Annotated in this window: 17 protein-coding genes and 2 pseudogenes; 8 read left to right on the forward strand and 11 right to left on the reverse strand. The window is 71.5% G+C overall.

The annotated features are described in order from the left end of the window. Positions 1-23: 23 nt before the first annotated feature. From SSOG_RS00310 to SSOG_RS55330, 3 genes and pseudogenes are all read right to left on the reverse strand, one after another. The gene (locus SSOG_RS00310) at positions 24-1,463 is read right to left on the reverse strand and encodes an FAD-dependent monooxygenase (protein WP_009712179.1); all 1,440 of its coding nucleotides are present in this window, start codon (positions 1,461-1,463) and stop codon (positions 24-26) included. A gap of 69 nt (positions 1,464-1,532) precedes the next feature. After that, the gene (locus SSOG_RS55325) at positions 1,533-1,928 is read right to left on the reverse strand and encodes a BBE domain-containing protein (RefSeq protein WP_063631525.1); all 396 of its coding nucleotides are present in this window, start codon (positions 1,926-1,928) and stop codon (positions 1,533-1,535) included. Between the two features lie 478 nt (positions 1,929-2,406). Beyond that, positions 2,407-2,790, reverse strand: a pseudogene (locus SSOG_RS55330) (FAD-binding oxidoreductase); the annotation flags it as partial. Here SSOG_RS55330 and SSOG_RS47945 point away from each other — a divergent pair. After that, positions 2,759-3,175, forward strand: a complete 417-nt coding sequence (locus tag SSOG_RS47945) for a TetR/AcrR family transcriptional regulator (protein ID WP_009712180.1) — start codon at positions 2,759-2,761, stop codon at positions 3,173-3,175. The pseudogene SSOG_RS55330 and the gene SSOG_RS47945 sit on opposite strands and share 32 nt — an antisense overlap. A 38-nt stretch (positions 3,176-3,213) precedes the next feature. On the opposite strand, the gene SSOG_RS00325 is transcribed toward SSOG_RS47945, so the two are convergent. Beyond that, positions 3,214-3,732 carry a GNAT family N-acetyltransferase gene (locus SSOG_RS00325; RefSeq protein ID WP_009712182.1) on the reverse strand — a complete coding sequence of 173 codons (519 nt, stop codon included), beginning with the start codon at positions 3,730-3,732 and terminating at the stop codon, positions 3,214-3,216. Between SSOG_RS00325 and SSOG_RS00330 the strand changes: the two genes are divergently transcribed. Both SSOG_RS00330 and SSOG_RS00335 read left to right on the forward strand, forming a co-directional pair. Beyond that, positions 3,731-4,321 carry a helix-turn-helix domain-containing protein gene (locus tag SSOG_RS00330; protein ID WP_039936174.1) on the forward strand — a complete coding sequence of 197 codons (591 nt, stop codon included), beginning with the start codon at positions 3,731-3,733 and terminating at the stop codon, positions 4,319-4,321. The genes SSOG_RS00325 and SSOG_RS00330 overlap by 2 nt on opposite strands. Before the next feature lie 49 nt (positions 4,322-4,370). Next, positions 4,371-4,976 (forward strand): MFS transporter, encoded by a 606-nt coding sequence (locus SSOG_RS00335; RefSeq protein WP_009712184.1) that lies wholly within the window; start codon positions 4,371-4,373, stop codon positions 4,974-4,976. Between the two features lie 317 nt (positions 4,977-5,293). On the opposite strand, the pseudogene SSOG_RS00340 reads toward SSOG_RS00335, so the two are convergent. Together SSOG_RS00340 and SSOG_RS00345 are read right to left on the reverse strand one after the other, a co-directional pair. Beyond that, positions 5,294-6,504 (reverse strand): annotated as a pseudogene (locus tag SSOG_RS00340) (cation:proton antiporter); the annotation flags it as partial. A gap of 100 nt (positions 6,505-6,604) precedes the next feature. Next, positions 6,605-6,922, reverse strand: a complete 318-nt coding sequence (locus tag SSOG_RS00345) for a hypothetical protein (RefSeq protein ID WP_063631634.1) — start codon at positions 6,920-6,922, stop codon at positions 6,605-6,607. A gap of 275 nt (positions 6,923-7,197) precedes the next feature. Between SSOG_RS00345 and SSOG_RS00350 the strand changes: the two genes are divergently transcribed. Beyond that, positions 7,198-8,148, forward strand: coding sequence for a HAMP domain-containing sensor histidine kinase (locus tag SSOG_RS00350; protein ID WP_039936177.1), 951 nt, complete (start codon positions 7,198-7,200; stop codon positions 8,146-8,148). Between the two features lie 2 nt (positions 8,149-8,150). Continuing rightward, the gene (locus SSOG_RS00355) at positions 8,151-8,810 is read left to right on the forward strand and encodes a response regulator (protein ID WP_009712188.1); all 660 of its coding nucleotides are present in this window, start codon (positions 8,151-8,153) and stop codon (positions 8,808-8,810) included. A 38-nt stretch (positions 8,811-8,848) separates the two neighbouring features. Here the strand turns inward: SSOG_RS00355 and SSOG_RS00360 are convergent, their stop codons facing one another. After that, complete coding sequence (locus SSOG_RS00360; RefSeq protein ID WP_009712189.1) at positions 8,849-9,343, reverse strand: LLM class flavin-dependent oxidoreductase; 495 nt, start codon at positions 9,341-9,343, stop codon at positions 8,849-8,851. Positions 9,344-9,537: 194 nt separating this feature from the next. Between SSOG_RS00360 and SSOG_RS58185 the strand changes: the two genes are divergently transcribed. Further along, a protein-coding gene (locus SSOG_RS58185) for an IS630 family transposase (RefSeq protein WP_425385400.1) occupies positions 9,538-10,613 on the forward strand; the annotation gives its coding sequence in 2 pieces (ribosomal slippage) (positions 9,538-9,984 and positions 9,987-10,613; 1,074 coding nt in all). 73 nt (positions 10,614-10,686) lie between these two features. Next, positions 10,687-11,205, forward strand: coding sequence for a hypothetical protein (locus SSOG_RS00375; RefSeq protein WP_009712192.1), 519 nt, complete (start codon positions 10,687-10,689; stop codon positions 11,203-11,205). A gap of 338 nt (positions 11,206-11,543) precedes the next feature. Here SSOG_RS00375 and SSOG_RS00380 read toward each other — a convergent pair whose 3' ends face one another. Both SSOG_RS00380 and SSOG_RS00385 read right to left on the reverse strand, forming a co-directional pair. Further along, positions 11,544-12,311: a glucose 1-dehydrogenase gene (locus tag SSOG_RS00380; protein ID WP_009712193.1), complete on the reverse strand. Its 768-nt coding sequence runs from the start codon at positions 12,309-12,311 to the stop codon at positions 11,544-11,546. 88 nt (positions 12,312-12,399) lie between these two features. After that, positions 12,400-13,422 carry a zinc-dependent alcohol dehydrogenase family protein gene (locus tag SSOG_RS00385; RefSeq protein WP_009712194.1) on the reverse strand — a complete coding sequence of 341 codons (1,023 nt, stop codon included), beginning with the start codon at positions 13,420-13,422 and terminating at the stop codon, positions 12,400-12,402. A gap of 126 nt (positions 13,423-13,548) precedes the next feature. On the opposite strand from SSOG_RS00385, the gene SSOG_RS00390 reads away from it, so the two are divergent. Further along, positions 13,549-14,445 carry a helix-turn-helix transcriptional regulator gene (locus SSOG_RS00390; RefSeq protein ID WP_009712195.1) on the forward strand — a complete coding sequence of 299 codons (897 nt, stop codon included), beginning with the start codon at positions 13,549-13,551 and terminating at the stop codon, positions 14,443-14,445. Positions 14,446-14,686: 241 nt separating this feature from the next. On the opposite strand, the gene SSOG_RS00395 is transcribed toward SSOG_RS00390, so the two are convergent. Together SSOG_RS00395 and SSOG_RS00400 are read right to left on the reverse strand one after the other, a co-directional pair. Further along, positions 14,687-15,478, reverse strand: a complete 792-nt coding sequence (locus SSOG_RS00395) for a thioesterase II family protein (RefSeq protein ID WP_009712196.1) — start codon at positions 15,476-15,478, stop codon at positions 14,687-14,689. Beyond that, on the reverse strand, positions 15,475-20,863 hold a 5,389-nt coding region (locus SSOG_RS00400), incomplete at its 5' end, for an SDR family NAD(P)-dependent oxidoreductase (protein WP_039936180.1). The genes SSOG_RS00395 and SSOG_RS00400, both read right to left, overlap by 4 nt.

Consider the following 20,863-nt stretch of genomic DNA (forward strand, 5'->3'; position numbering starts at 1 on the left):
CATTCCCCTTCCCGCTGCCACGGTCAGCGGGCGTCGGCATGGTGCTCGGACAGGTAAGTCGTGGCATCGGCCGGATCGTGGGTCGCCAGTGCGACGTAACCGTCGGGTCGTACGAGGAACAGCCCCTCGTCGGCGTAGGCCCGGTGCGCATGCCCCTCGGTGTCGGTGAGGTCGGTGGTCTGCGGATCCGATCCGGGTTTGCCGATCCGGCAGACCCGCACCGCGTCCTCGGGGAGTCGCGGCAAGGGGGCGTCGCCGAAGGCGAGGAGGGTGAAGTGCGGTCCGCGGAACACATCGAAGAGGCGTAGCGGTTGACCCGCCCGGTCCGCGCAAGGGGCGTCCGGCGCGCGGTCGCCCGCGTGCAGGGTCCCCTCGGGTGAGGTCCCGCGTCGTTCCGCCGTCAGGGGGCTGTCGCGGTAGTGGAGGTCGAGTTGGTGGGTGTCACCTCCGCGCCGGGAGAAGCCTGCTTCCGTGTTCCTCCGGTCCTCCCCCAAGATGCGGGTGGTCCTCGTCAGCAGGTCGGCCGCGACCGGCCGGCGTTCGGCCTCGTAGCTGTCCAGCAGGACGGGCGCGGCACCGTGGCGCAGTACCGCGCCGAGTTTCCAGCCGAGGTTGTAGGCGTCCTGGACACTGGTGTTCAGGCCCTGTCCGCCGGTGGGTGAGTGGGTGTGTGCCGCGTCTCCCGCGAGGAACACGCGGTCGATACGGAAGCGGTCGGCCATCGCCGCCCGGATCCGGAGAGCGGACGCCCAGCGGACCTCGCGGACGGTGAGGTCGTGTCCCGTACGGTGCCGGAGTAACTGCTGTACCGCCTGCGGTGCGGCGTCCGGGCCGACGTCCGGCTGCGCGCCGGGGGCCGTGAAGTGGACCAGCAGGGCGAAGGGTTCCGCTCCTTTGACCCGGCACAGGGACACCAGGCCGCCCGGGGCCGCCGGCCAGACGTGCCAGTGGTCGGGGTCGAGACCGTCGATCATGACGTCGCCGAAGAGCATCGGCGGAGCGTCGAGGACCGCTCCGGTGAAACCATGGCCGAGGCCGCGGCGCACGGTGGAGCTACCCCCGTCGGCGGCCACGAGGTAGCGGGCCCGGATCCTTTCCTCGGCGCCGTCGGAGCGCCGCACGGTCGCGGTGACGGCGTGGGCGTCCTGGGCGAGGGCGGTCTGTTCAGTGTGGAACTCGACATGCCCTCCGAGCTCCTCCAGCCGCTCATGGAGGATCTCCACGGTGCGCCACTGGGGCAGCATCCACATCTCGCCGTAGGGCCGGTCCGGCGTGGGGGCGTTGCGCTCCATGATGTCGACGGTGCCGAGCGGGGTGGCGCCGTCCCACCGCATCATCAGCGGGTAGGTCCCGCCGGCCGCGCGGATGGCGCCGAGTACACCGAGATCCTCGAAGATCTCTTGGGTACGCGGTTGGAGGCCCGCCCCGCGCGTGCCGGGGAACGCCCGTCCGTCCCGCTCCACGATCCGGCAGTCGACACCGCGCCGTGCCAGGTCACAGGCGAGGGAGCCCTGTCGGCCCGCCGCCGGCGATCAGAACGTCCGTATCGAAGGTGTCCATGGACCCGCCTTCCTCAAGTCGCACCGCGGGTGGCGTCCTTCGGCACTCACGGGAGCGATGTTCTTGTTGTAACGGAGCAGGTTGCCAGGATCCCAGGCGGCCTTGACCGCGCGCAGGCGCCGGTGCTTGGCCTCGCTGCCGTGGATTCCCCGGCGCCAGGCCTCCCCCTGGTCGTCGGTGAGGTTGGTGTAACCGTTGGCCAGGGAGAGGGGCCGCATCGCCTCGGCGAGCGCCGTCGCCCACGCGTCGTACCGCGGATCGTGCTCGGAGTTGTCCCACATGCTGACGGCTTCCCACAGCCATGCCGCGCCCTGGCGGGAGAAGGCCATGGCGTCCTCGCCGACGTCCTCGGATATGGCGCCGCCCATGCTCCAGAGGTTGATCGTGAAGCCGGAGCCCGCGTGCGACGGTACGGAGGCGGCGGTGCGCAGCAGGGTGTCGATGACGTCGGCGGACAGGGCCGGCAGATAGCCGCCCCCGCAGGTTCATTCGCTGTCCGTACGGGGCTACGGCGTCCAGCATGCGGTTCGCCTGTAGCCACGGGATCGGCGTCACCAGGTTGGCGTAGGACCGGCCCAGGGAGGTGAGCGGCTCGATGACCTGATCGGCGGTCGTCACGTCTCCGCCGTAGACGGGTACGAGGACCAGAACCGGCTTGCCGTGCGCGTCCTCGGGCGGCATGGGCAGAGCGGGCGCGGGGGCGATTGCGGTCAGCAGCCCGAGTTCACGCGGAGCGGTGGCCATGTACGCGGGGAGCTTGGCGGGGACGTCGGCGGCCTGGTCGAACTCGCAGGCCAGCAGGTTGTCGACGGTGGCGCCGTAGCGGCGCATGAGGTGTCCGAATCCGCCGCCGAGGGTCAGCCCGGCGACGCCGGTGCTGCTGACGGTTCCGGCAGGTACGGCGAGGCCGTGTTGCTGGGCGGCGTCGTCCAACTCGCCGAGGAGGTCGCCCGATTGAGCCCGTACGACCCGCGTCGTCGGGTCGACGTTGATCGCCTTCATCTCCGAGAGGTCGACGACGAGCGCGCCGCCGGGCATCGCGTGCCCGTCCGAGCCGTGCCCGCCTCCGCGTACGGCCACGGGGATGCCGCGGTCGGAGGCGTAACGCAGGACGGTCGCCACGTCGCGCTCGTCGACGCACCGGGCGATCAGCGCGGGGCCTTCGTCGGCGGCGCGGCCCTGGTCCAGCACGCGTGCCGTGTCGTACCCGTGGTCGCCGGGGCGCAGCACAGCGCCCCGGAAGGCCGCGGGGAAGTCGGGGCGGGGGGCGATCCGCCTGATCCTGCGGACGGCCCGTACCGTCTTCGCCGACCGCGGATACGAGGTGTCGATCGAGAAGATCGCCCGCCGCTCAGGGGTGGGCATGGGGACCATTTACCGGCACTTCCCGAGCAAGAGCGCCCTCGTCGAGCACGTCGCGGTCGGCGTCATGGCGCAGGCGTCCGCCGAGATCGAGCGGGCCTCGGAGGAGGAACCCGACACCTGGGCTGCCTTCACCCGGGTGCTGCGCCACATGGCGCAGCACCGCAGCGGTCAGATGAACGGCATCAGCTACGGCTGGCTCACCACCAACCCGGACCGGCTCGCCGAATGGGCAGGCGTTCCCACGTCCTGAGGACCGTCCATCTCACGAACCCGCGGGCGGGCGGCGGCTCAGGCCAGGGGCAGGCGCATGATCGTCAAGTCGAGCCACCGGCCGAACTTGGTGCCGACCTCCGACACCGTTCCGACGTGATGGAACCCGAATCGTTCGTGCAGCCGCACCGAAGGGGCGTTCTCGGCTTCGATATCGGCGATCACGACACGGTGGCCGGCTTCGCGCGCCGACGCGATGAGGGCGGCCAGCAGCGCGGAGCCGATGCCGAGCCCGTGCCGGTCTTCGCGGACGTAGACCGAGTCCTCCACCGTGTGCCGGTATCCGTCCAGCTCCCGCCACGGGCCGTAGACCGCGAACCCGGCCAGTTCCCCTTCCGCCTCGGCCACGAACGCCGACCCCCGCTCCAGGTGCCCGGCCAGCCAGGCAGCCCCCTCGGCAGGGGACTGCGGAGTCTGCGTCCACAGGGCCGTCGAATGTTCGATGGCGTGGTTACGGATCGCGCGGATGGCCTCCGCGTCGCCGGGGCGGGCCCGGCGCACCGCCACAGCCCCGTTTCTCTCGTATATTGGATTCATGTCCAACATAGTAGATCCTCTGGTGGGGCGGATCGCAGCCCGTGTCCGCACCGAACGCGAACGCCGCAAGTGGACCCTGGCCCAGCTCGCGGACGCCTCCGGGGTCTCCCGCGCCATGATCAACCGGATCGAGCGCGGCGAGAGCAGCCCCACCGCCGTCGTCCTCGGCAAACTGTCCGCCGCCTTCCAGCTCAGCGTCGCAACCCTGCTCGCCCTCGCCGAAGGATCCCCGGACGACACCGATGGAGGCGCGGATGTGCGCCGACAGACCGACGCCGCCGAGTGGTACGACCCCGCCACCGGCTACCGCCGCCGTCAGATCACCAGCCCCCGCTTCCCGGCCGAGATCGCCGAGATCCATCTGCCTCCCGGGGCACGCGTCCCGTATCCGGCCGCCGCCTTCGCCTTCATCCGCCAGGTCGTCTGGGTCCTCGACGGCCGCCTGACCTTCCACGACGGCGACACTGTCCACGAACTGGAGACCGGAGACACCATCGAACTCGGCGAGCCCGCCGAGCGCGTCTTCGTCAACTCCACCGACACCGAGTGCCGCTACGCCGTCGTCCTCACCCGCGGCACCACACCGTGACCCGCCCCTCACCCGAGGCCGCGCGCCGCTCCTCGCCTCGATAGCCGGAATGGCGATCGCGAACAACTACGCTGTCCAGCCGGCCCTTACCGCGGGCGCCGACGACCTGGGCGTTCCGCTCTCCGTGATCGGCCTCGTACCGACCGCCGCGCTCGTCGGCTGCATGGCCGGGTTCGCCCTCCTGCTCCCCCTCACCGACCACCTCGCCCCCAACCGCCTGGTCGCCGCACAGCTCATCGCTCTGGCCGCCGCCCTCGCCCTCGCCGCGGCCGCACCCGGCGCGATCGTGCTCCTGGCCGCCTACCTGCTCATCGGCGCGGCCGCCAGTGTCGCGGCCCAGGCCGGCAGCATCGCGGGCCGCCACGCACCGCCCGGGCGCCGGGGAATCGGGGTCGCCACCGTGGCCGTCGGCATGTCGGCGGGCATCCTGCTCAGCCGTCTGGCCGGAGGAACACTCGCCGCTCTCCTCGGGTGGCGGCGGATGCTCCTCGTATTCGCCGCTCTCGCCCTGCTCGGCGCGGCCGCCGCCACCGCGCTCCTGCCCCGGCAGCCACCACAAGCCCACCGCGGCTACCGCGCCACGCTCACCGCACTCCCCCGGCTCCTGCGCCACCATCCCCAGCTACGCCGCGCGGTGGCCACCGGCGGGCTGTGATACTTCGCCTTCAACCTCGTCTGGGTCGCGCTCGCCCTGGCTCTGGGCCCAGCCACCCCACTCCCTTGGCCCGCCATCGGCCTGTACAGCCCTGGCCCGGACTTCTCGGCCTCGCCGTACTCCCGCTCGCCGGACACCTCACCGACCGGGTACACCCCCCACACCGGAAACCGCAGGCATGCTGACCGCCGCGTCCGGCTACCCTCGGCTGGCGTGGCGTCACGCTCACCGCCCTCACCACGCTTCTCCTCGCCGCCGTCCTCGGCATCACCGCCACCCGGCGGACCCGCCACGATCCGAGCGGGTCCGAGCCGGACGACGGCCGTGGGGCGGCGGGCCCGGTCGCCGGGCAGCAGGAAGGGTGCGGCGCGCAGGGCGCGGGAGAGCAGGTGCGAGCGCCCGGCGACGATCGGGCTGAGGACGGCGAGGACGAGGACGTAGCCGGCGATGAACGGGGCGAGGCGGTCGTCGAGTCCCGCGCCCGCGGCCATGGCGGCCAGGATCAGCGCGAACTCGCCACGTCCCAGGAGCGTGGTGGCGATGTTCGCGGCCGGCTGGGGGCCGTAGCGGTAGAGGCGTGCCGCGAACAGTCCGGCGGCCACGTTCATGGCGATGGTCAGTGCCGTTGCGGCGGCGACCGGTAGGGCGACGGAGGCGATGTCCGCGGGATTGATGGCCAGGCCGAAGGCGAAGAAGAAGATCGCGGCGAAGGCGTCGCGCAGCGGATGCACCAGTTCGCGGATCCGCGGTCCGGAGGGGGTTCCGGCGAGGATCAGGCCGACCATGAAGGCGCCGATGGCGTCGACCACCCCGAGGACCTCGGAAACGCCGGCGATGAGTATCGCGGCGCCGAGGAAGCTGGTGACCAGCAGTTCGTTGTCGCGCACCGCGATCAGGCGCCCGATCAGGCGGGTGCCGTAGCGGGCCGCGATCGCCAGCACCATCAGAAAACCGAACGCCTTGGCCGCCTGGAGGACGGTTTCCGGGACGCCCTGGGCGCCGCTGATGACGGGCTGGAGCGCGGCCAGGTACAGGGCGAGGAAGACGTCCTCGACGACGGTGACGCCCAGGATCAGGCGGGTCTCGGGGCGGGTGATGCGACCGAGGTCGATAAGGATCTTGGTGACGATCGCGGAGGAGGAGATGCCCAGGACGCCGGAGAGGACCAGGGCTTCTCGTGCTCCCCATCCCAGGGCGAACCCGAATCCCAGACCGGCGCCGACGTTCAGCAGCAGGTACGTGCCGCCTGCGGCCAGCAGGCGCCTGCCGCCGCTCTTGAGGTCGTCGAGGTGGAACTCCAGCCCCAGGTAGAACAGCAGGAGTACCAGCCCGAGCGCGGAGAGCATCTCGAAGTCGTGCGGGTCGTCCACGAGGACCGGGCCCGGGGTGTGGGGGGCCGAGCAGGATGCCGGCGAGGATGAACAGCGGGATGGTCGGCAGACCGAATGCGTCTGCCGAGGCGGGCGAAAGACGGCGGCGGGCCAGGAAGGCACCGCCCCATGGCGAGCAGGGTGTCAGCGTGTCCCACGGGTCACGACCTTCCGCAGCGTGGTGGGCGTGGTGTGTCGCGGCTGACGGGAGCGGATGGGTCCTCCTTCGTTCCGGGGCTGTCGGGCGTTCCGGGGCTGTCAGGCCCTGATGATCGTTGCCGGTTCGGTGCGCGCCGCCGCGGGTAAGGGGCGGCCCCGGTCGTGTGGCGGCGCGAGCAGATGCGTCGCCCCCGCGGTGACCAGGCCCGCCGCGAGGAGCAGGCCCTGCGGCAGCACCATGCCCATGACCACCATCACTGCGGAGAGAGCCAGCAGCGCCCGGGCCGGGCCGCGCCGTCGCCGGTATGCGTGCGGCCGGAGCGGGTGGCCTGCCCCCGGCACGCGGGCGGCAGGAGGGACGCTTCGCCGTGTCTGCGTCTCGAGGTCGTGCAGTGGCCGGGTGCCGGGCTGCGCCATGGCTTCCTCCATCCGGGGTCGGCAATGCGGGGCTCCATGCCACCGTCACACGTGGCCTTGCGGCCTCACATCGGGCGCAGCACCCAATTCCGCAGGTGTCCGACCCCCACAACCGCTCGGCACGTGGGCACCGGCACCGATGGACGGCGCCGCACCGCACCCGGCAGGCTGGCTATGAAGGCCGACGATCCCCTCGACCACTGCCGGGGCCCCCGCGCCGGTGTGCGAGCCGGGCCGGTCACAGCCGCCGACGGCGACGGGAGAAGGCGGTGCCGATGTCCCTGTTCTGGCGGATCTTCCTGCTCAACGCCGTGGTGCTGATCGCGGCGACCGCCCTGCTGCTGGGACCGGTCACCGTCTCCACACCCGTCCTGCTCACCGAAGCGGCCGTCCTGACCGCCGGACTGGCCGCGATACTCATCGCCAACGGCGTGCTGCTACGCGTCGGGCTCGCCCCGTTGCAACGCCTCACGCGCGCCATGACCACCACCGACCTGCTGCGGCCGGGCGCGCGCCCGGCCGTCGGCGGCCACGGCGAGGTCGCCGAGCTGATCACGACCTTCAACGCCATGCTCGACCGGCTGGAGGCCGAACGCGCCACCAGCGCCGCCCGCGCCTTGTCCGCGCAGGAAGCCGAACGCCACCGCATCGCCCAAGAACTCCACGACGAGGTCGGCCAGACCCTCACCGCCGTCCTGCTCGAACTCAAAAGCGTCGCCGACCACGCGCCACCCGCCGCCGTACGTGAGGAACTCCACCAGGTCCAGGAGTCCACCCGCGCCAGCCTCGACGAGATCCGCCGCATCGCCCGCCGACTGCGTCCCGGCGTCCTGGAAGAACTGGGGCTGGCCAGCGCCCTCAAGGCCCTCACCAGCGAGTTCACCGGTCCCGCCCTGGCCGTACGCCACCATGTCGACGCCGACCTGCCGCCGCTGAGCCGCGATACGGAACTCGTCCTCTATCGCGTCGCTCAGGAAAGCCTGACCAACGCCGCCCGCCACTCGGGCGCCCGCCGCGTCGACCTCACCCTCGAGCGCGCCCCCGCGGGGATGGAGCTCAGCGTCCGCGATGACGGCCACGGCATACGGGACGCCGTCGAAGGGGCCGGGATCAGCGGTATGCGTGAACGCGCCCTGCTCATCGGCGCCGACCTCACCCTGAGTCCCCGCCCCGGCGGCGGCACCGAGGTACGTCTCGTCGTCCCCCTCCACCACGGGAGCCACTGACCATGTCCGAGGCAGCCGAAACCCGCATCCTGCTCGCCGACGACCACCAACTGGTCCGCCGCGGAGTACGCCTCATCCTCGATGCCGAACCCGACCTGGCCGTGGTCGCCGAAGCGGGCAACGGCGCCGAAGCCGTCGAAGCGGCCCGTGCCCACCATCCCGACCTGGCCGTCCTCGACATCGCCATGCCCCGCATGACCGGACTCCAGGCCGCCCGCGAGCTCTCCCGCTCCCAACCCGGCATCCGCCTCCTGATGCTGACGATGTACGACAACGAGCAGTACTTCTTCGAAGCCCTCGCCGCCGGTGCCTCCGGCTACGTCCTGAAATCCGTCGCCGACCGCGACCTGGTCGAAGCCTGCCGCGCCACCATGCGCGGCGAGCCCTTCCTCTACCCGGGCGCCGTCAACGCCCTGATACGCAACCACCTCGACCGAGCCCGGCACGGCGAGCCCCTGCCCGAGCGGGCGATCACCGACCGCGAGGAGGAGATCCTCAAACTCGTCGCCGAAGGCCACACCTCTCAGCAGATCGCCGACATGCTCGTCATCAGCGTCAAGACCGTCGAACGCCACCGCGCCAACCTGCTCCAGAAACTGGGCCTCAAGGACCGCCTCGAACTCACCCGCTACGCCATCCGTGCCGGGCTCATCGAGCCGTAGCCGTCCCTTGCCTGGGTCGGGTGCGCGGTGCGATACGGCTACTCGCCGCCGCGGGCGACGCCCGCGCCCACCACGCTTGCCCGCGTTCGCGCGATACTCGCGGCACCCGTGGCCGCGCGCACGGCGGACACGATCTCGTGGGCCCACCGGTAACGGGCCGTCTCCTGTCCATCGGCGGTTTCGGCGACCGGGAAATACACGAAACCGCCCGCGCGGTAGTCGTTGATGGGCGCCACCAATGAAGGGTCCCTGCCCGCCTCGACAGCGGCCTTGTCGATCACAGGCCGGGCGCCCGCGACGAAGTCGCTGCGCCAATCCTGGGCCCCGGCAGGCATCCAGGCGTCGGCGAGCCTGCCGGTGACCGCAAGCGACGCGGGCCCCATGGACCCGGTCCAGATCGGCGGTGTCGGCGCTTGAGCAGGCGCCAACCCGTCGACCTTGCAGAACTCGCCGTCGAAAAGATTCCGCGCCCATCCCGAGCTCTCTCCCACCATGCTGGCGCGCGAGCGTGGCAGTTTGCGGACGGCAGCCACTTCATCCGCGCCTCAAGAAGCAATACGGCCAAACCCCCACCGAATACGCCCGCTCGACCGGGCCCGAGGTCTTCGCGTGACCGCGATGTGTGCGACATGCAGCCGAACTCGTGTTTGCGCCAAGTGCTACTGACTTGTAATGCGTGATGTCGTGGGGTGCTGACAGGTCGTGATTGTCGCGGTACACCAGGGTCATGAGGTACGCGCAGGGTGGCGGGCTGACTGCCGAGCGGAGGGCTTTTCGCGAGCAGATCCGTCTGGATGCGGGCGAGATGTTCGCGGCCGGTAGTGACAACGTCGAGGTGGCGAAGATGCTGCGGGTGCATGTGCGCTCGGTGCAGCGCTGGCGGCGCGAGTGGGCCGAGCGGGGTAAGGCGGGACTGGTCTCGAAGGGGCCGGCATCCCTGCCCAAGCTCAGCGACGAGTTGTTCGTGAAGCTGGAGGCGGCGCTGGCGTTGGGGGCGGTGGCGCACGGCTGGCCTGACGAGCGCTGGACGCTCGCGCGGATCCGGACACTGATCGGGCGGATGTTCCACAAGAGCTACACCGGGCCCGGGGTGTGCCTGTTGCTGCACCGGCACGGCTGGTCGCCCCAGGTTCCGGCTCGCAGGGCGGTGCAGCGCGACGACAAGGCGGTCGCGACGTGGGTGAAGGAGACCTGGTCGGCCGTGGAACCACCGCGGCGGCGCTCGGCGCCTGGACCGTCTTCGCCGACGAGGCCGGGTTCTCGATGACGCCGCACACCGCCCGCACCTGGTCCCGCAGAGGCGTCACCCCGGTGATCCGGGTCAACGGCGGCAGCAGACGCCACCTGTCGGTGGCCGCTCTGTGCTGCTACAAGCCCGGCGAGCGGCCGCGGTTGGTCTTCCGGCACACCGGTGACCGGCGGGCCGACGGTCGTAAGGGCTTCTCCTGGAAGGACTTACGGGACCTGCTCACAGCCGCCCACACCCAGCTCGGCGGACCGATCGTGCTGGTCTGGGACAACGTCGGCCTGCACCTCAGTCGCGCGATGCGCGCCTGGATCACGGCTCGGGACTGGCTCACGGTGTTCCAGTTGCCGGCCTATGCACCGGACCTCAACCCCGTGGAGGGGATCTGGTCCAGCCTGCGGCGCACCAGCCTGGCCAACATCGCCTTCGCCGATTACACGCACCTGGTCACCGCAGTCCGCCGGGCCCTACGCCAGATCCAGTACCGGCCCACCATCATCACCGGCTGCCTCATCGGCACCGGCCTCGCCATAGGCCCTGGCGACATCACGCATTAATCCTCAGTAGCGTGACGCGGACTGGGCCGGTCCGTCCGGCGAACCTGTGTCCTGACGGGGGACCCCTTTCACCATGCGCCACCTTCCACGCGCTGCCGCGCTCGCTGCCTGCGCCCTTCTCACCCTTTCGGCCTGCTCCAGCAGCGGGTCGAGCGACGCACCATCCGCCGCCGGGAAGGACGGGAAGGACGGGAAGAACAGCACCGGCAGCGGCTCGCCGAGTGCGAAAGCCACGCCGTCACGATCCGCCGCGGCGGGCGAGGCGGCCGGTGGAACCGGCCCCGCTCAGGCCGTCACCTCCAAGGTCGAAGTCAGCATCAAGTCATGCCAGCTGCGTGACGCGTCCAAACTGTTCGCGGTCATCCAGCTCAACAACGCCAAGGGCGCGGCGGACTACACGTACACCGTCAAGGTCCGCTTCCTGAACCCCGAACACCCCGACCAGGCGGTCTACACCACCCTCGCCCACCAGCCCGTCCCAGCCGGAGTGATGAGGAGCGCACTCGCATCCACCGCCTGGAAGGGCGACACCGCCGCAATGCCGAAAACCTGCGAGGTCGCCAAGGCCACCAAGGTGAAGACGGCCAGCTGACCGCTCGCCTCTCGCAGCTCCGGCGTGGCCGAGTGCGGATGTGTGGCCAGGTACAGGGCACGCGGGTGCCAGGGGCCTGGCAGCCCGCCGTAGGCGTCATGGGTGACCGTGACCTCCGGGCGGAATTCCCGGATGTGCGCCGGCAACCGCCGCACCGCCTCGTCCAGCGGCGCATCGCACAACCGAGTGCAGCCCGGAGCCGAGTGCGGTACGCGCGCATCGGGGTACCCCAGTAGCCCCGCGAGAGGGCCCGGGCGCGCTCGTGAAGGCGATCGCAACCCAGGGGGTCACTACGCGGTGTATCCGCCGTCGGCGACGAGGGCCTGTCCGGCGCCGTATCAGTGGACGGTGAAGCCACCATCGACGGGGAGAGCCGTTCCGATGACGAAGCTGGCGCCGGGGCTGCACAGCCACAGGACGGCCGCTGCGACCTCGTCCGCTGCCCCCAGTCGGCCGATGGGCTGTTCCTTGAGGATCCCGGCCATGGCCTCGGCTTGGTTTTCGACCATGTCGGCGACCATCGGGGTGTCGATGACGCCGGGGCACACGGCGTTGATGCGGATACCGCGGGGCGCGTACTCGACCGCGGCGCTGCGGGTCAGGCCGATGACGCCGTGCTTGGAGGCGTGGTAGGCCGCGCGCTCGGGCAGTCCGACGAGCCCGCCCAGGGACGAGCAGTTGACGATGGCGCCGCTGCCCTGCTCGCGCATCTGCCGCAGTTCGTGCTTCATCGCCGCCCAGACGCCGCGCAGGTTGACGGCGTTGACCCGGTCGAAATTCTCGGCCCTCTCGTCGGCCGCGTCGGTCGGCGGCACCTGGATGCCGGCGTTGTTGAACGCCATGTCCAGGCGGCCGTACTCCGTCACCGCGCGCCGCACTGCCGCTTCCACTTGATGTTCGTCGGTGACGTCGCAGACGACACCGGTCGCCCGCCCGCCGCGGCCGGTGATCGCCTCGGCTGCTTTGTGGACGGCGTCGGGGTCGCGGTCGGCCAGCACCACGGCGGCGCCGGAGTCGGCGAAGGCGCGGGCGGCGGCCAGGCCCATGCCGGAGGCGGCGCCGGTGATCAGGGCCACCTGCCCGGAGAAGTCGTAGCTGGGGTTCATGGTGTTCTCCCGTGGAATCACATGAGGTTCCGCAACCCGCCCGGGATGTTAGAGGTCCCGGGCGAGGGCGGCTGGGGTGAGTGAGGGGTCAGGGCTTCAGCAGGGTCTTGATGGCGCGGCGCTCGTCCATCGCCTTGAATCCCTCTGCGGCCTGATCGAGCGGGAGGGTGAGGTCGAAGACCTTGCCCGGGTCGATCTCGCGGTCCCAGATGAGCTGGATGAGCTCGGGCAGGAACCGGCGCACGGGAGCGGGACCGCCGTGCAGGTGCACCTCGGCGAAGAACAGTTCCTCGCCCGGAAGCTCCACCCCGTGCGCCACACCGACGTATCCCACGTGTCCGCCGGGGCGGGTGGAGCGGATGGCCTGCATCATCGATTCCTGGGTGCCGACGGCCTCGATCACGCTGTGGGCGCCGTATCCGCCGGTGAGCTCCTTGATCCTGGCCACGCCCTCGTCACCGCGCTCTGCGACGATGTCGGTCGCGCCGAACTCGAGGGCGAGCTTCTGCCGCGACGCGTGCCGCGACATCGCGATGATCCGCTCCGCGCCCAGCTGCTTCGCGGCCAGAATGGCGAGCAGGCCCACGGCTCCGTCGCCGACCACGGCCACGGTCTTGCCCGGCCCGGCCTCCGCGGCCACGGCGCCGAACCAGCCCGTCCCCAGCACATCGGAGGCGGCCAGCAGCGAAGGGATCAGGTCGTCGTCCGGCATTCCGGGGGTGGCGACGAGGGTGCCGTCGGCCAGCGGCACCCGCAGATACTCCGACTGGGCCCCGCCGGCGCCGACGAACTCGGCATGCGCGCACCGTGACTGGTAGCCGGCTTCGCAGATCTCACAGGTGTTGTCCGACGCGAAGAACGAACCGACGACGAAGTCACCGACCGTGATGTTCTGCACCTCGTCGCCGATCTCGGTGACCACACCGACGTACTCGTGCCCCGTCGGGGTCGGCTGTGTCACATCGTTGATGCCGCGGTAGTCCCACAGGTCCGAACCGCACACACAGGTCGCCGACACGCGGATGATCGCATCCGTCGGCGCGGCAATCGTGGGGTTCTCGCGCTCTTCCACCCGGACATCGCCCGGGGCATGAATGACAGCTCCACGCACTTGCAGACATTCCTTTTCACACAGATTTTCTGGGGGGTGCCTGGCCACCGTCCCTCGCCTCACGGATGCCTGCCAGGCACTCTCAGGGACCCCCACGCCAGGAACAGGCGTCCTAGCCTGGAAGCCATGGAGTTTCAGCAGGAGATCCGGGGCTTCCTCATGAGCCGCCGGGCGCGGATCACGCCCGAGCAGGCCGGGCTGCCCTACGTCGGAGGCAACCGCCGCGTCAAAGGACTGCGGCGCGAGGAAGTCGCGATGCTCGCCGGTCTCAGCGTCGAGTACTACACCCGTATGGAGCGCGGCCACCTCGGTGGGGCGTCCGAGAGCGTCCTCGACGCGATCGCACGTGCGCTGAAACTCGACGACGACGAGCGCGCCCACCTGTACGACCTGGCACGCAACGTCGCACCCGGCTCACGCCGCAAGCGCCCCAAGCGCACCTCACCCATCACCGCGTCGGTGCAGCAGGTCCTCGACTCCATGAGCGTGCCCGCCGTCGTACAGAACGGCCGCCTGGATCTCCTCGCGGCCAACGACCTGGGCCGCGCCCTGTACGCCGACCTCTTCGACACGGCCCAGCAGCCCCCGAACTTCGCCAGGTACGTGTTCCTCGACCCGCGCGCGGAGGCCTTCTACGCCGACCTCGACGAGGCGAAGAACCTGCTGGTCGCGGTACTCCGCGCGACCGCCGGGCGTGACCCGCTGGACCAGCAGGTGACCGAACTCATCGGCGAGCTCTCCACCCGCAGCACCGATTTCAGCACCCGCTGGGCCAAGCACCACGTGCGCCGCCACTCGCGCGGACGCAAGACCGTCAACCATCCGGCCGTCGGAACGATGGACCTCGCGTACGACGACTTCGCACTGCCCGGCGACCCGCACGTCTCCATCACCACCTACATCGCAGATCCCGGTACGCCCAGCGCTGACGCTCTCACCCTGCTGGCGACCTGGGCCGATACGCAGAAGCAGCCGCAGCCCCTCAGCGACGACGTACGCCACATTCGCCCCCGTCACCCTTAGGTGTTCGATCTGCTCGGCCGGTCGCCTCCCGCCCGTCGTGGTCCACCGCGACGGCACGGTCCACGGCCGGCGGCCCGCCTGCGCTCCGCCCCCTTCGAGACGCATGAACCCATACCGCGATGGTGATGCCGTGCACCGCTCGCCTGGCGGCGTTTGTCCAGCCCCAGCCGACCCAAGCGGCTCGTCATCACCACCGGCGCGAAGACACGGGGGCCGAATCCGGCGGGCCGGGCTGCTGGGGTTACTTCCCGCCCGCCGGTCTGCGGTACGCGGCCAGCAGATCGTCCGTAAGACCGGCGACGACCTCGGCCACTTGGGTGCGCAGATAGTGGTGGCCGCCGGGAAAGCGGTGGACCCGGGTATCGGCCGTCGTGCAGATGCTCCATTCGTGCAGCGACTCGGGGTCGACCATCGGGTCGTCGAGTCCGCCGAAGACGCTCAGCGGCGCGCCCAGCGGTGGCCATGGCTGCCGCGTGTGTTGCAACAGGGCCACCGCGTCCGCGAGGAAGGGGGTGTAGACGGTCCGGGTGAGCGTGTCGTCGGTCGGCTGCTCCCAGCCCATGGTCTCGGTGATGGCGGCGATCCCGGAGCCGAGGTTGCGGGCGATGTGGGCGTCGAGGCCGTCGCGGTCGGGTGGCGGAAGGGCGGACAGCGCGAGGAGGTCCGGCGCGGTCGGCGATGCAGACCGGAGCCGCTGGGTGGCCTCGAAGGCGAGCAGTGCCCCGAAGCTGTGTCCGAAGACGGCGTAGAAGCCGTCGGCGGGTGGGCGGTGCCGCAGGTCCGCGGCGATCGCCTCCGCGATGCCCGTGGCGGCCCAGCCGATGTCGGTGATCGACGGTTCCCCGGCACGGGTGCCGCGGCCCGGCAGGTCGACGGACACCAGGTCGAACAGTTCGGAGAACGCGGCGACCCAGGGCAGGTAGAACTCCGATCCAGTGCCGGACGGTGGTACGCAGTAGAGCCGGATCCGCGCGGTCTGCCGGTCGGTGAGGCGTTTGAGTTCCACGGTGGGGAACGGCGCGTGCTGGGTCATGCGCCCCGCCTGACCCGTCCGAGGAGGCGCGGGGCGAGCTGCCGGACCCCGGCCGCTGTGGCGAGTTCCATCGTCGGGACGACGCAGTCCAGCCTGCGCTGGAGTACGGAACTCAGCTCGGCCGCCATCAGCGACTCCAGGCCGAGCTGGTCGAGCCGGGTGTCCGGGTCGATGCGTTCGGGGGTGGTCTGGAGCACGGTGGCCAGCGCCGAGACCAGTACGTCGGCGACGAGGGCCAGCGCGTTCGGCTCGTCCGCGGAGCGCACGCGCTCCGGGATGTTCCGGTCGGTGTCGTGGGGGTCGGCGTCCGGCGGAGGCAGCATTTCGGTGAAGCGCGGTGCGGCGACGGCGGGGAGGAGCTTCGCGGTCTGCGGCCAGTCCGTGTTGCCCACCATGATGACGTCCACGTCGGGATCGGTGATCAGCTCGCCGAGAACCCGGGCGGCGGTGGTGGAGTCGAGTTCGCCGAATCCGGCTTGCCGCATGGTGTCGACCATGCCCGCCCGGTCGGCGTAACCGGTGTCGGAGATGGCGCACCACTGCACGGCCAGTCCGGGCAGTCCCGCGGCCCGGCGTTGCCGGATGATGGCCTCGCCCGCCAGGTTGCCCGCGGCGTAGGTGCTTTGCCGGAGGTTGCCCGCGAGGGCGGAGATGGAGCTGTAGAAGACGAAGAAGTCGAGTGGCCGGTCACGGGTGAGCCGGTCCAGGTGTGCGGTTCCGTCGAGTTTGGGGCCCACCACGGCGCGGGTCCGCTCGTCGTCCAGCTCGACCGCGGTGGCGTCGTCGAGGACGTCGTCGAGCACCATGGCGGCGTTGATGACGCCCCGTAGCGGATGGCCGGTGGCGTCGATGGCGGCGACCAGTTCCCGGGTGGCCGCGGGGTCGGTGACATCCGTGGCGTACGCGGTCGCCCGCGCTCCCTCCTCGGCGGCGCGGGCGAGGACCGCATCGGCCTCCGGGTGGGCGGCGCCGCTGCGGGAGGCCAACGCGAGGTGGCGTGCCCCGCACCGGGCGAGCCAGAGGGCGGTGGCCGCGCCGAACCCGCCGAGGCCACCGGTGACGAGGTACGTCGCCTCCGGATCCAGCGCCACGGAGAGCTGCGGCACGCGTACGGGGACCGGTTCCGCGGGGTCGAGCGTGATGACGATCTTGCCGATGTGGCGGGAGTCCCGCAGGAGCGCCATGGCCTCGGCGATCTGACCGGCCGGGTAGGTGAGGTGCGGCAGGGGCCGGTACACCCCGGTTGCGACGTGCTCGGCCAGTTCGGCGATCATCTGCCCGGCGACGGGGCTGTCGCCCTGGAGCAGACTGGTGAGGTCGACGCCGAAGAAGGAGAGGTCGCGGGAGAACGGCCGCAGGGCGAGCGTGTTGTCGGCGAGGATGTCGCGCTTCCCGAGCTCCACGAACCGGCCGTGCGGGCGCAGCAGCTCCATGCCGCGGTCCATGGCCTCCCCCGCCACCGAGTTGAGCACCACGTCCACGCCGCGGCCGTCGGTGATGCGAAGGACGTCATCGGCGAAGCCGAGGCCGCGGGAGTCCAGTACGTGTGCGTAGCCGAGCAGGCGCAGCAGCTGGCGTTTGGCGGGGGTGCCCGCGGTGGCGATGACGGTGGCTCCGGCGTGTTCGGCGTACCGCAGCGCGGCGAGCCCGACGCCACCAGCGGCCCCGTGGACGAGGATCGTCTCGCCTTGGCGGAGCCGGGCGAGGTAGTCGAGGCCGTAGTGCACGGTGGCGAAGACGGTCGGGATGGTGGCCGCTTCGGTGAGCGGCGTGCCGTCGGGGACCGGGATGGTGAGCCGGGCCGGGCAGCGGACGTGTGAGGCGAGGCTGCCGGGCTGGGCGACCATCACCCGGTCGCCCACGGCCCGGTCGGTCACCGCGGCGCCGACGCGGGTGACCACTCCGGCGCATTCGAGGCCGAGCAGCGGGGTTCCGGTGTCGGGTGTCGCGGCCATGGGCGGCACGAGCCCCCGGGACACCATGATGTCGGCGTAGTTGAGGGCCGCCGCCCGCACCTCGATGACCACGTCCTCCGGTCCGGGTTCGGGCGCGGTCGCGGCCGTCCAGGCCGGTCCGTCGTCCGCCACGGCCAGGGCGAAGGGGCGAACGGTACGGGGGGCGGGCCGGCGTTCGGTGATACGCGGTACGAAGCGCCCGCCGGCGGTGAGCACGGCCTCGTCCTCGTCGGTCCGGGCGAGCAGCTCCGCGCAGACATCCGCCGCGGTCGCGCCGGGGGCAACCGTAATCCTGCGGACCCTCAGCAGGGGGTTCTCGCTGGTCAGGGTGCGTGCCTGAGCCCAGGCTGCGGCCGGGGCGGGGCGTTCGGGGACCGCGGTGTGCTCGCCCGATGTCAGCACCCAGGCGTGCATCTCACGGTCGTCCGGCAGGGATTGGCAGCCGGTGACCATCGCCCTGAGGACCGCGGCCTGCCGGACCACCAGGCCGAAGGGGTCGTCGGCCTCGACGGCGCCTTCATCGGTCCCGTCGCCGAGCAGGACCAGGATTCCGGTGCTCGCCTCGGTGTCGTTCAGGGCGGCGCGCCATCGTGCGGCGTCGTCGGAGGCGTCGATGTGGCGCACCGAGTGGCCCGTGTCGTGCAGCCGCGCCACCACGGATGCGGCCAGGTCGTCGAGGCCATCGGTCGCCACCAGGAAGTGGCCGGGCCCGGCGTCCGCGGGCACGGGGGCAGGCTGTTCGCGCATCTCCCGGTCGGCGAAGAGCACCGAGCAGGTGGGCTCGTCGCCGAGCTGGGCCACGTCGGTGAACCCGGCGGAGCGCAGCACACCGGGCCACTGCTCGCGGGCGAGCAGGGTGTCCTGGCGCAGATCGGTGTCGGTGAAGCCGGTCGCCGAGGAGAGCAGCCCGTAGCAGGGGGCGAAGAGGTCGTTGTCGTGGAACTCGATGGCGAGCAGTCGGCCGCCGTTGTCGAGGAGGTCGGTGATGTGGCCGAGGGCCCGGCGCACATCGGTGGTGGCGTGCAGGACGTTGGCGGCGATGACCAGGTCGAAGGAGGCGGGGTCGAAGCCCTGTTCGGCGGGGTCGCGGTCCAGGTCCAGTGTCCGGTAGTCGAGGAACCTGTGGTCGGCGAAGCGGTGGCGGGCGCGGGGGAAGAAGGCGCTGGAGATGTCCGTATAGGCGTAGGTGGTGCGGTCGGCGGGCAGCCGGGGCAGCAGCCAGGCGGTGGTGGATCCGGTGCCCGCGCCGACCTCCAGGATCCGCAGCGGCCGGTCGGCGGGCCATGCCTCGACCAGCCCGGTGAGCAGTTCCCCGGCCATCCCGTTCAGGTACTGGTGGACCACGGAGGTCGTGTAGTGCAGCTCGGCGAGGCGTTCGGTGTCGGAGAAGAGCAGCCGCACCGGATCCACGTCTCCGGTGAGCACCCCGGCCAGTTGCGGACCGCACCGCGCGTACAGGAGCAGTTCGGGTGCCATGGCGGGGAAGTCCCGCAGCAGATCGGCAAGGAGCCGGTCCGGCTCGGGGGTGTGGTCGAGTGTGCCTTCGCGTTCGGCGATGGCCCGCAGGTTCTCGTACAGCCTCCGGTGGGCGGGCCGCGCGCCCTTGGTCTCCAGCTCGGTGAGTGCGGCGGTCACGAAGTGGCCGGTGAGGTGTTTGACCCGGCGGACGAAAGCGGAGCCGTCGTAGCGGTGGGACGCCGCGGACAGCGCCGCCACTTCGGTGGCCCGCGTGGCGGCGAGCGCGGTGGCTGTGGGCAGCCCGGCCGGGCCGGTGGCGCCGGGCAGCGGGGCGGCCCGGAGGGTGGTGACGATACGGTCGACGCCGCTCGCCGCGCCCTTGTTCCGGCGTACGTGGACACCGTGCAGCTCCATGGCGACGGTGCCGTCCGGGTCGGCGACGGTGATGTCCACCACCGTCTCGCGCAGCGACAGGTCGCGCGCCCGGATGAGTGCCACGCCCCGGTCGGCGGGGGTCCGCCAGAACCGGACGCGTTCCAGGGTGGCGGGCAGGAACTGGTGGACCTGCCCGTTCTCGGCGCGGGGAAGCAGTGCCCCGATGGCTTGCAGCGTGGAGTCGATCAGGGCCGGGTGGGCGTGGAACCGCTCCGTCCCGGAGGGGTTGGCGTAGTCGGCGAGCACGGTGCCGTCGGCCACGGCGAGGTGCTGGACACCGCGGAACGCCTCCCCGTACGCCAGCTCGACCTGCCGCATGCGTGCGTAGTGCCGTTCGCCGGAGACCTCGGTCCGGGAGGCCTCGCGGGCGGCCGCCACGTCCAGGGGCGCCGGTGGCCCGCCGTACAGTCGGCGCACCCGCGCCCGCGCGTGTTCCTGCCAGTCCTCCTCGCCCCGGCGGGAGGCCACCCGGAGCGTGTCACCGGCGAGGCGGGTCTGCACGGTGATGTCCATGTCCGGGTCGTCCCACGGCAGTACCAGCGCCGTGCCGATGTCGAGGCCGGTGATCTCCACGGCGCCCTCGTGGCGCGTGTGGGCGGCCGCGAGCGCCATCTCCAGATACGCGGCGCCGGGCATCACCACCGCGCCGCTGACCCGGTGGTCGCCGATCCAGGCGTGGCGCGACGGCTCGACCGGTGTCTGCCAGGTGGGTTCCCTGCTCGGCAAGCGGTCGCCGAGCAGCGGGTGTCCCGAATCCTCCCCGGCGCCCGATCCCGCCGACCACCAGTCGGGGGCTCCGTTGACGTGGCGTTCCCGCTGCCATGGGTAGGCGGGCAGCGGCACCACCCGGCCGCGTACGGGGAACCACGCGTTCCAGTCGACGTCGGCTCCGGCCGCGAGCACCGTCGCGCAGGTGGTCCGTACCGCGGCGGCGCCTGCTGCTTCCCGGGACAGCGAGCCGACGGTGGTCACCGGCCGGTCCGCGGTGGCGCACTGCCTGCGTAGATAGCCCAGCAGTACGGGGTGGGGGCCGATCTCCACGATCGTGCCGCAGCCGTGCTCGCCCACCAGCCCGGTGACGGCGGGCCCGAACAACACCGGCTCGCGGACGTTGCGCCACCAGTATTCCGCGCCCAGCTCGGCGCCCGGGAGCGTCCCGCCGGTGACCGTGGAGACGAACGCCGTGGTACCGGCTCGTGGTGAGAGCCCGTCCAGCGCGGTGCTCAACCGGTCCCGGATCGGCTCCATCGATCGGCTGTGGAAGGCGTGGTCCAGGTCCAGCTCGCGGAAGAACACGCCGCCGAGGAGCAACTCGTCACCGAGCGCGGACAGTTCCGCGGCGTCTCCGGACAGGGTCACGTCGGTGGGGCTGTTCACTCCGGCCAGTTCCAGGTCCCGGCCTGCGATCAGCGAGGTGGCCTCGTCGGCGGGGAGCCCCACTGCCGCCATCCGCCCGCCGCCGGCGGTGTCCGCTTGGGCGAGGCCGCGTTCGGCGATGACCCGGCAGGCCGCCGCCAGGTCCAGTGCCCCGCAGGCG

Source organism: Streptomyces himastatinicus ATCC 53653, assembly GCF_000158915.1.
GTDB classification, from domain to species: domain Bacteria; phylum Actinomycetota; class Actinomycetes; order Streptomycetales; family Streptomycetaceae; genus Streptomyces; species Streptomyces himastatinicus.

Excerpts from the sequence above, each read along its gene's own strand:
- SSOG_RS55325 (WP_063631525.1), bottom strand. The coding sequence starts at position 1,928 with ATGGGCGGCGCCATATCCGAGGACGTCGGCGAGGACGCCATGGCCTTC.
- SSOG_RS00330 (WP_039936174.1), top strand. The coding sequence starts at position 3,731 with ATGTCCAACATAGTAGATCCTCTGGTGGGGCGGATCGCAGCCCGTGTC.
- SSOG_RS00325 (WP_009712182.1), bottom strand. The coding sequence starts at position 3,732 with ATGAATCCAATATACGAGAGAAACGGGGCTGTGGCGGTGCGCCGGGCC.
- SSOG_RS00335 (WP_009712184.1), top strand. The coding sequence starts at position 4,371 with ATGGCGATCGCGAACAACTACGCTGTCCAGCCGGCCCTTACCGCGGGC.
- SSOG_RS00345 (WP_063631634.1), bottom strand. The coding sequence starts at position 6,922 with ATGGCGCAGCCCGGCACCCGGCCACTGCACGACCTCGAGACGCAGACA.
- SSOG_RS00350 (WP_039936177.1), top strand. The coding sequence starts at position 7,198 with ATGTCCCTGTTCTGGCGGATCTTCCTGCTCAACGCCGTGGTGCTGATC.
- SSOG_RS00355 (WP_009712188.1), top strand. The coding sequence starts at position 8,151 with ATGTCCGAGGCAGCCGAAACCCGCATCCTGCTCGCCGACGACCACCAA.
- SSOG_RS00375 (WP_009712192.1), top strand. The coding sequence starts at position 10,687 with ATGCGCCACCTTCCACGCGCTGCCGCGCTCGCTGCCTGCGCCCTTCTC.
- SSOG_RS00380 (WP_009712193.1), bottom strand. The coding sequence starts at position 12,311 with ATGAACCCCAGCTACGACTTCTCCGGGCAGGTGGCCCTGATCACCGGC.
- SSOG_RS00390 (WP_009712195.1), top strand. The coding sequence starts at position 13,549 with ATGGAGTTTCAGCAGGAGATCCGGGGCTTCCTCATGAGCCGCCGGGCG.
- SSOG_RS00395 (WP_009712196.1), bottom strand. The coding sequence starts at position 15,478 with ATGACCCAGCACGCGCCGTTCCCCACCGTGGAACTCAAACGCCTCACC.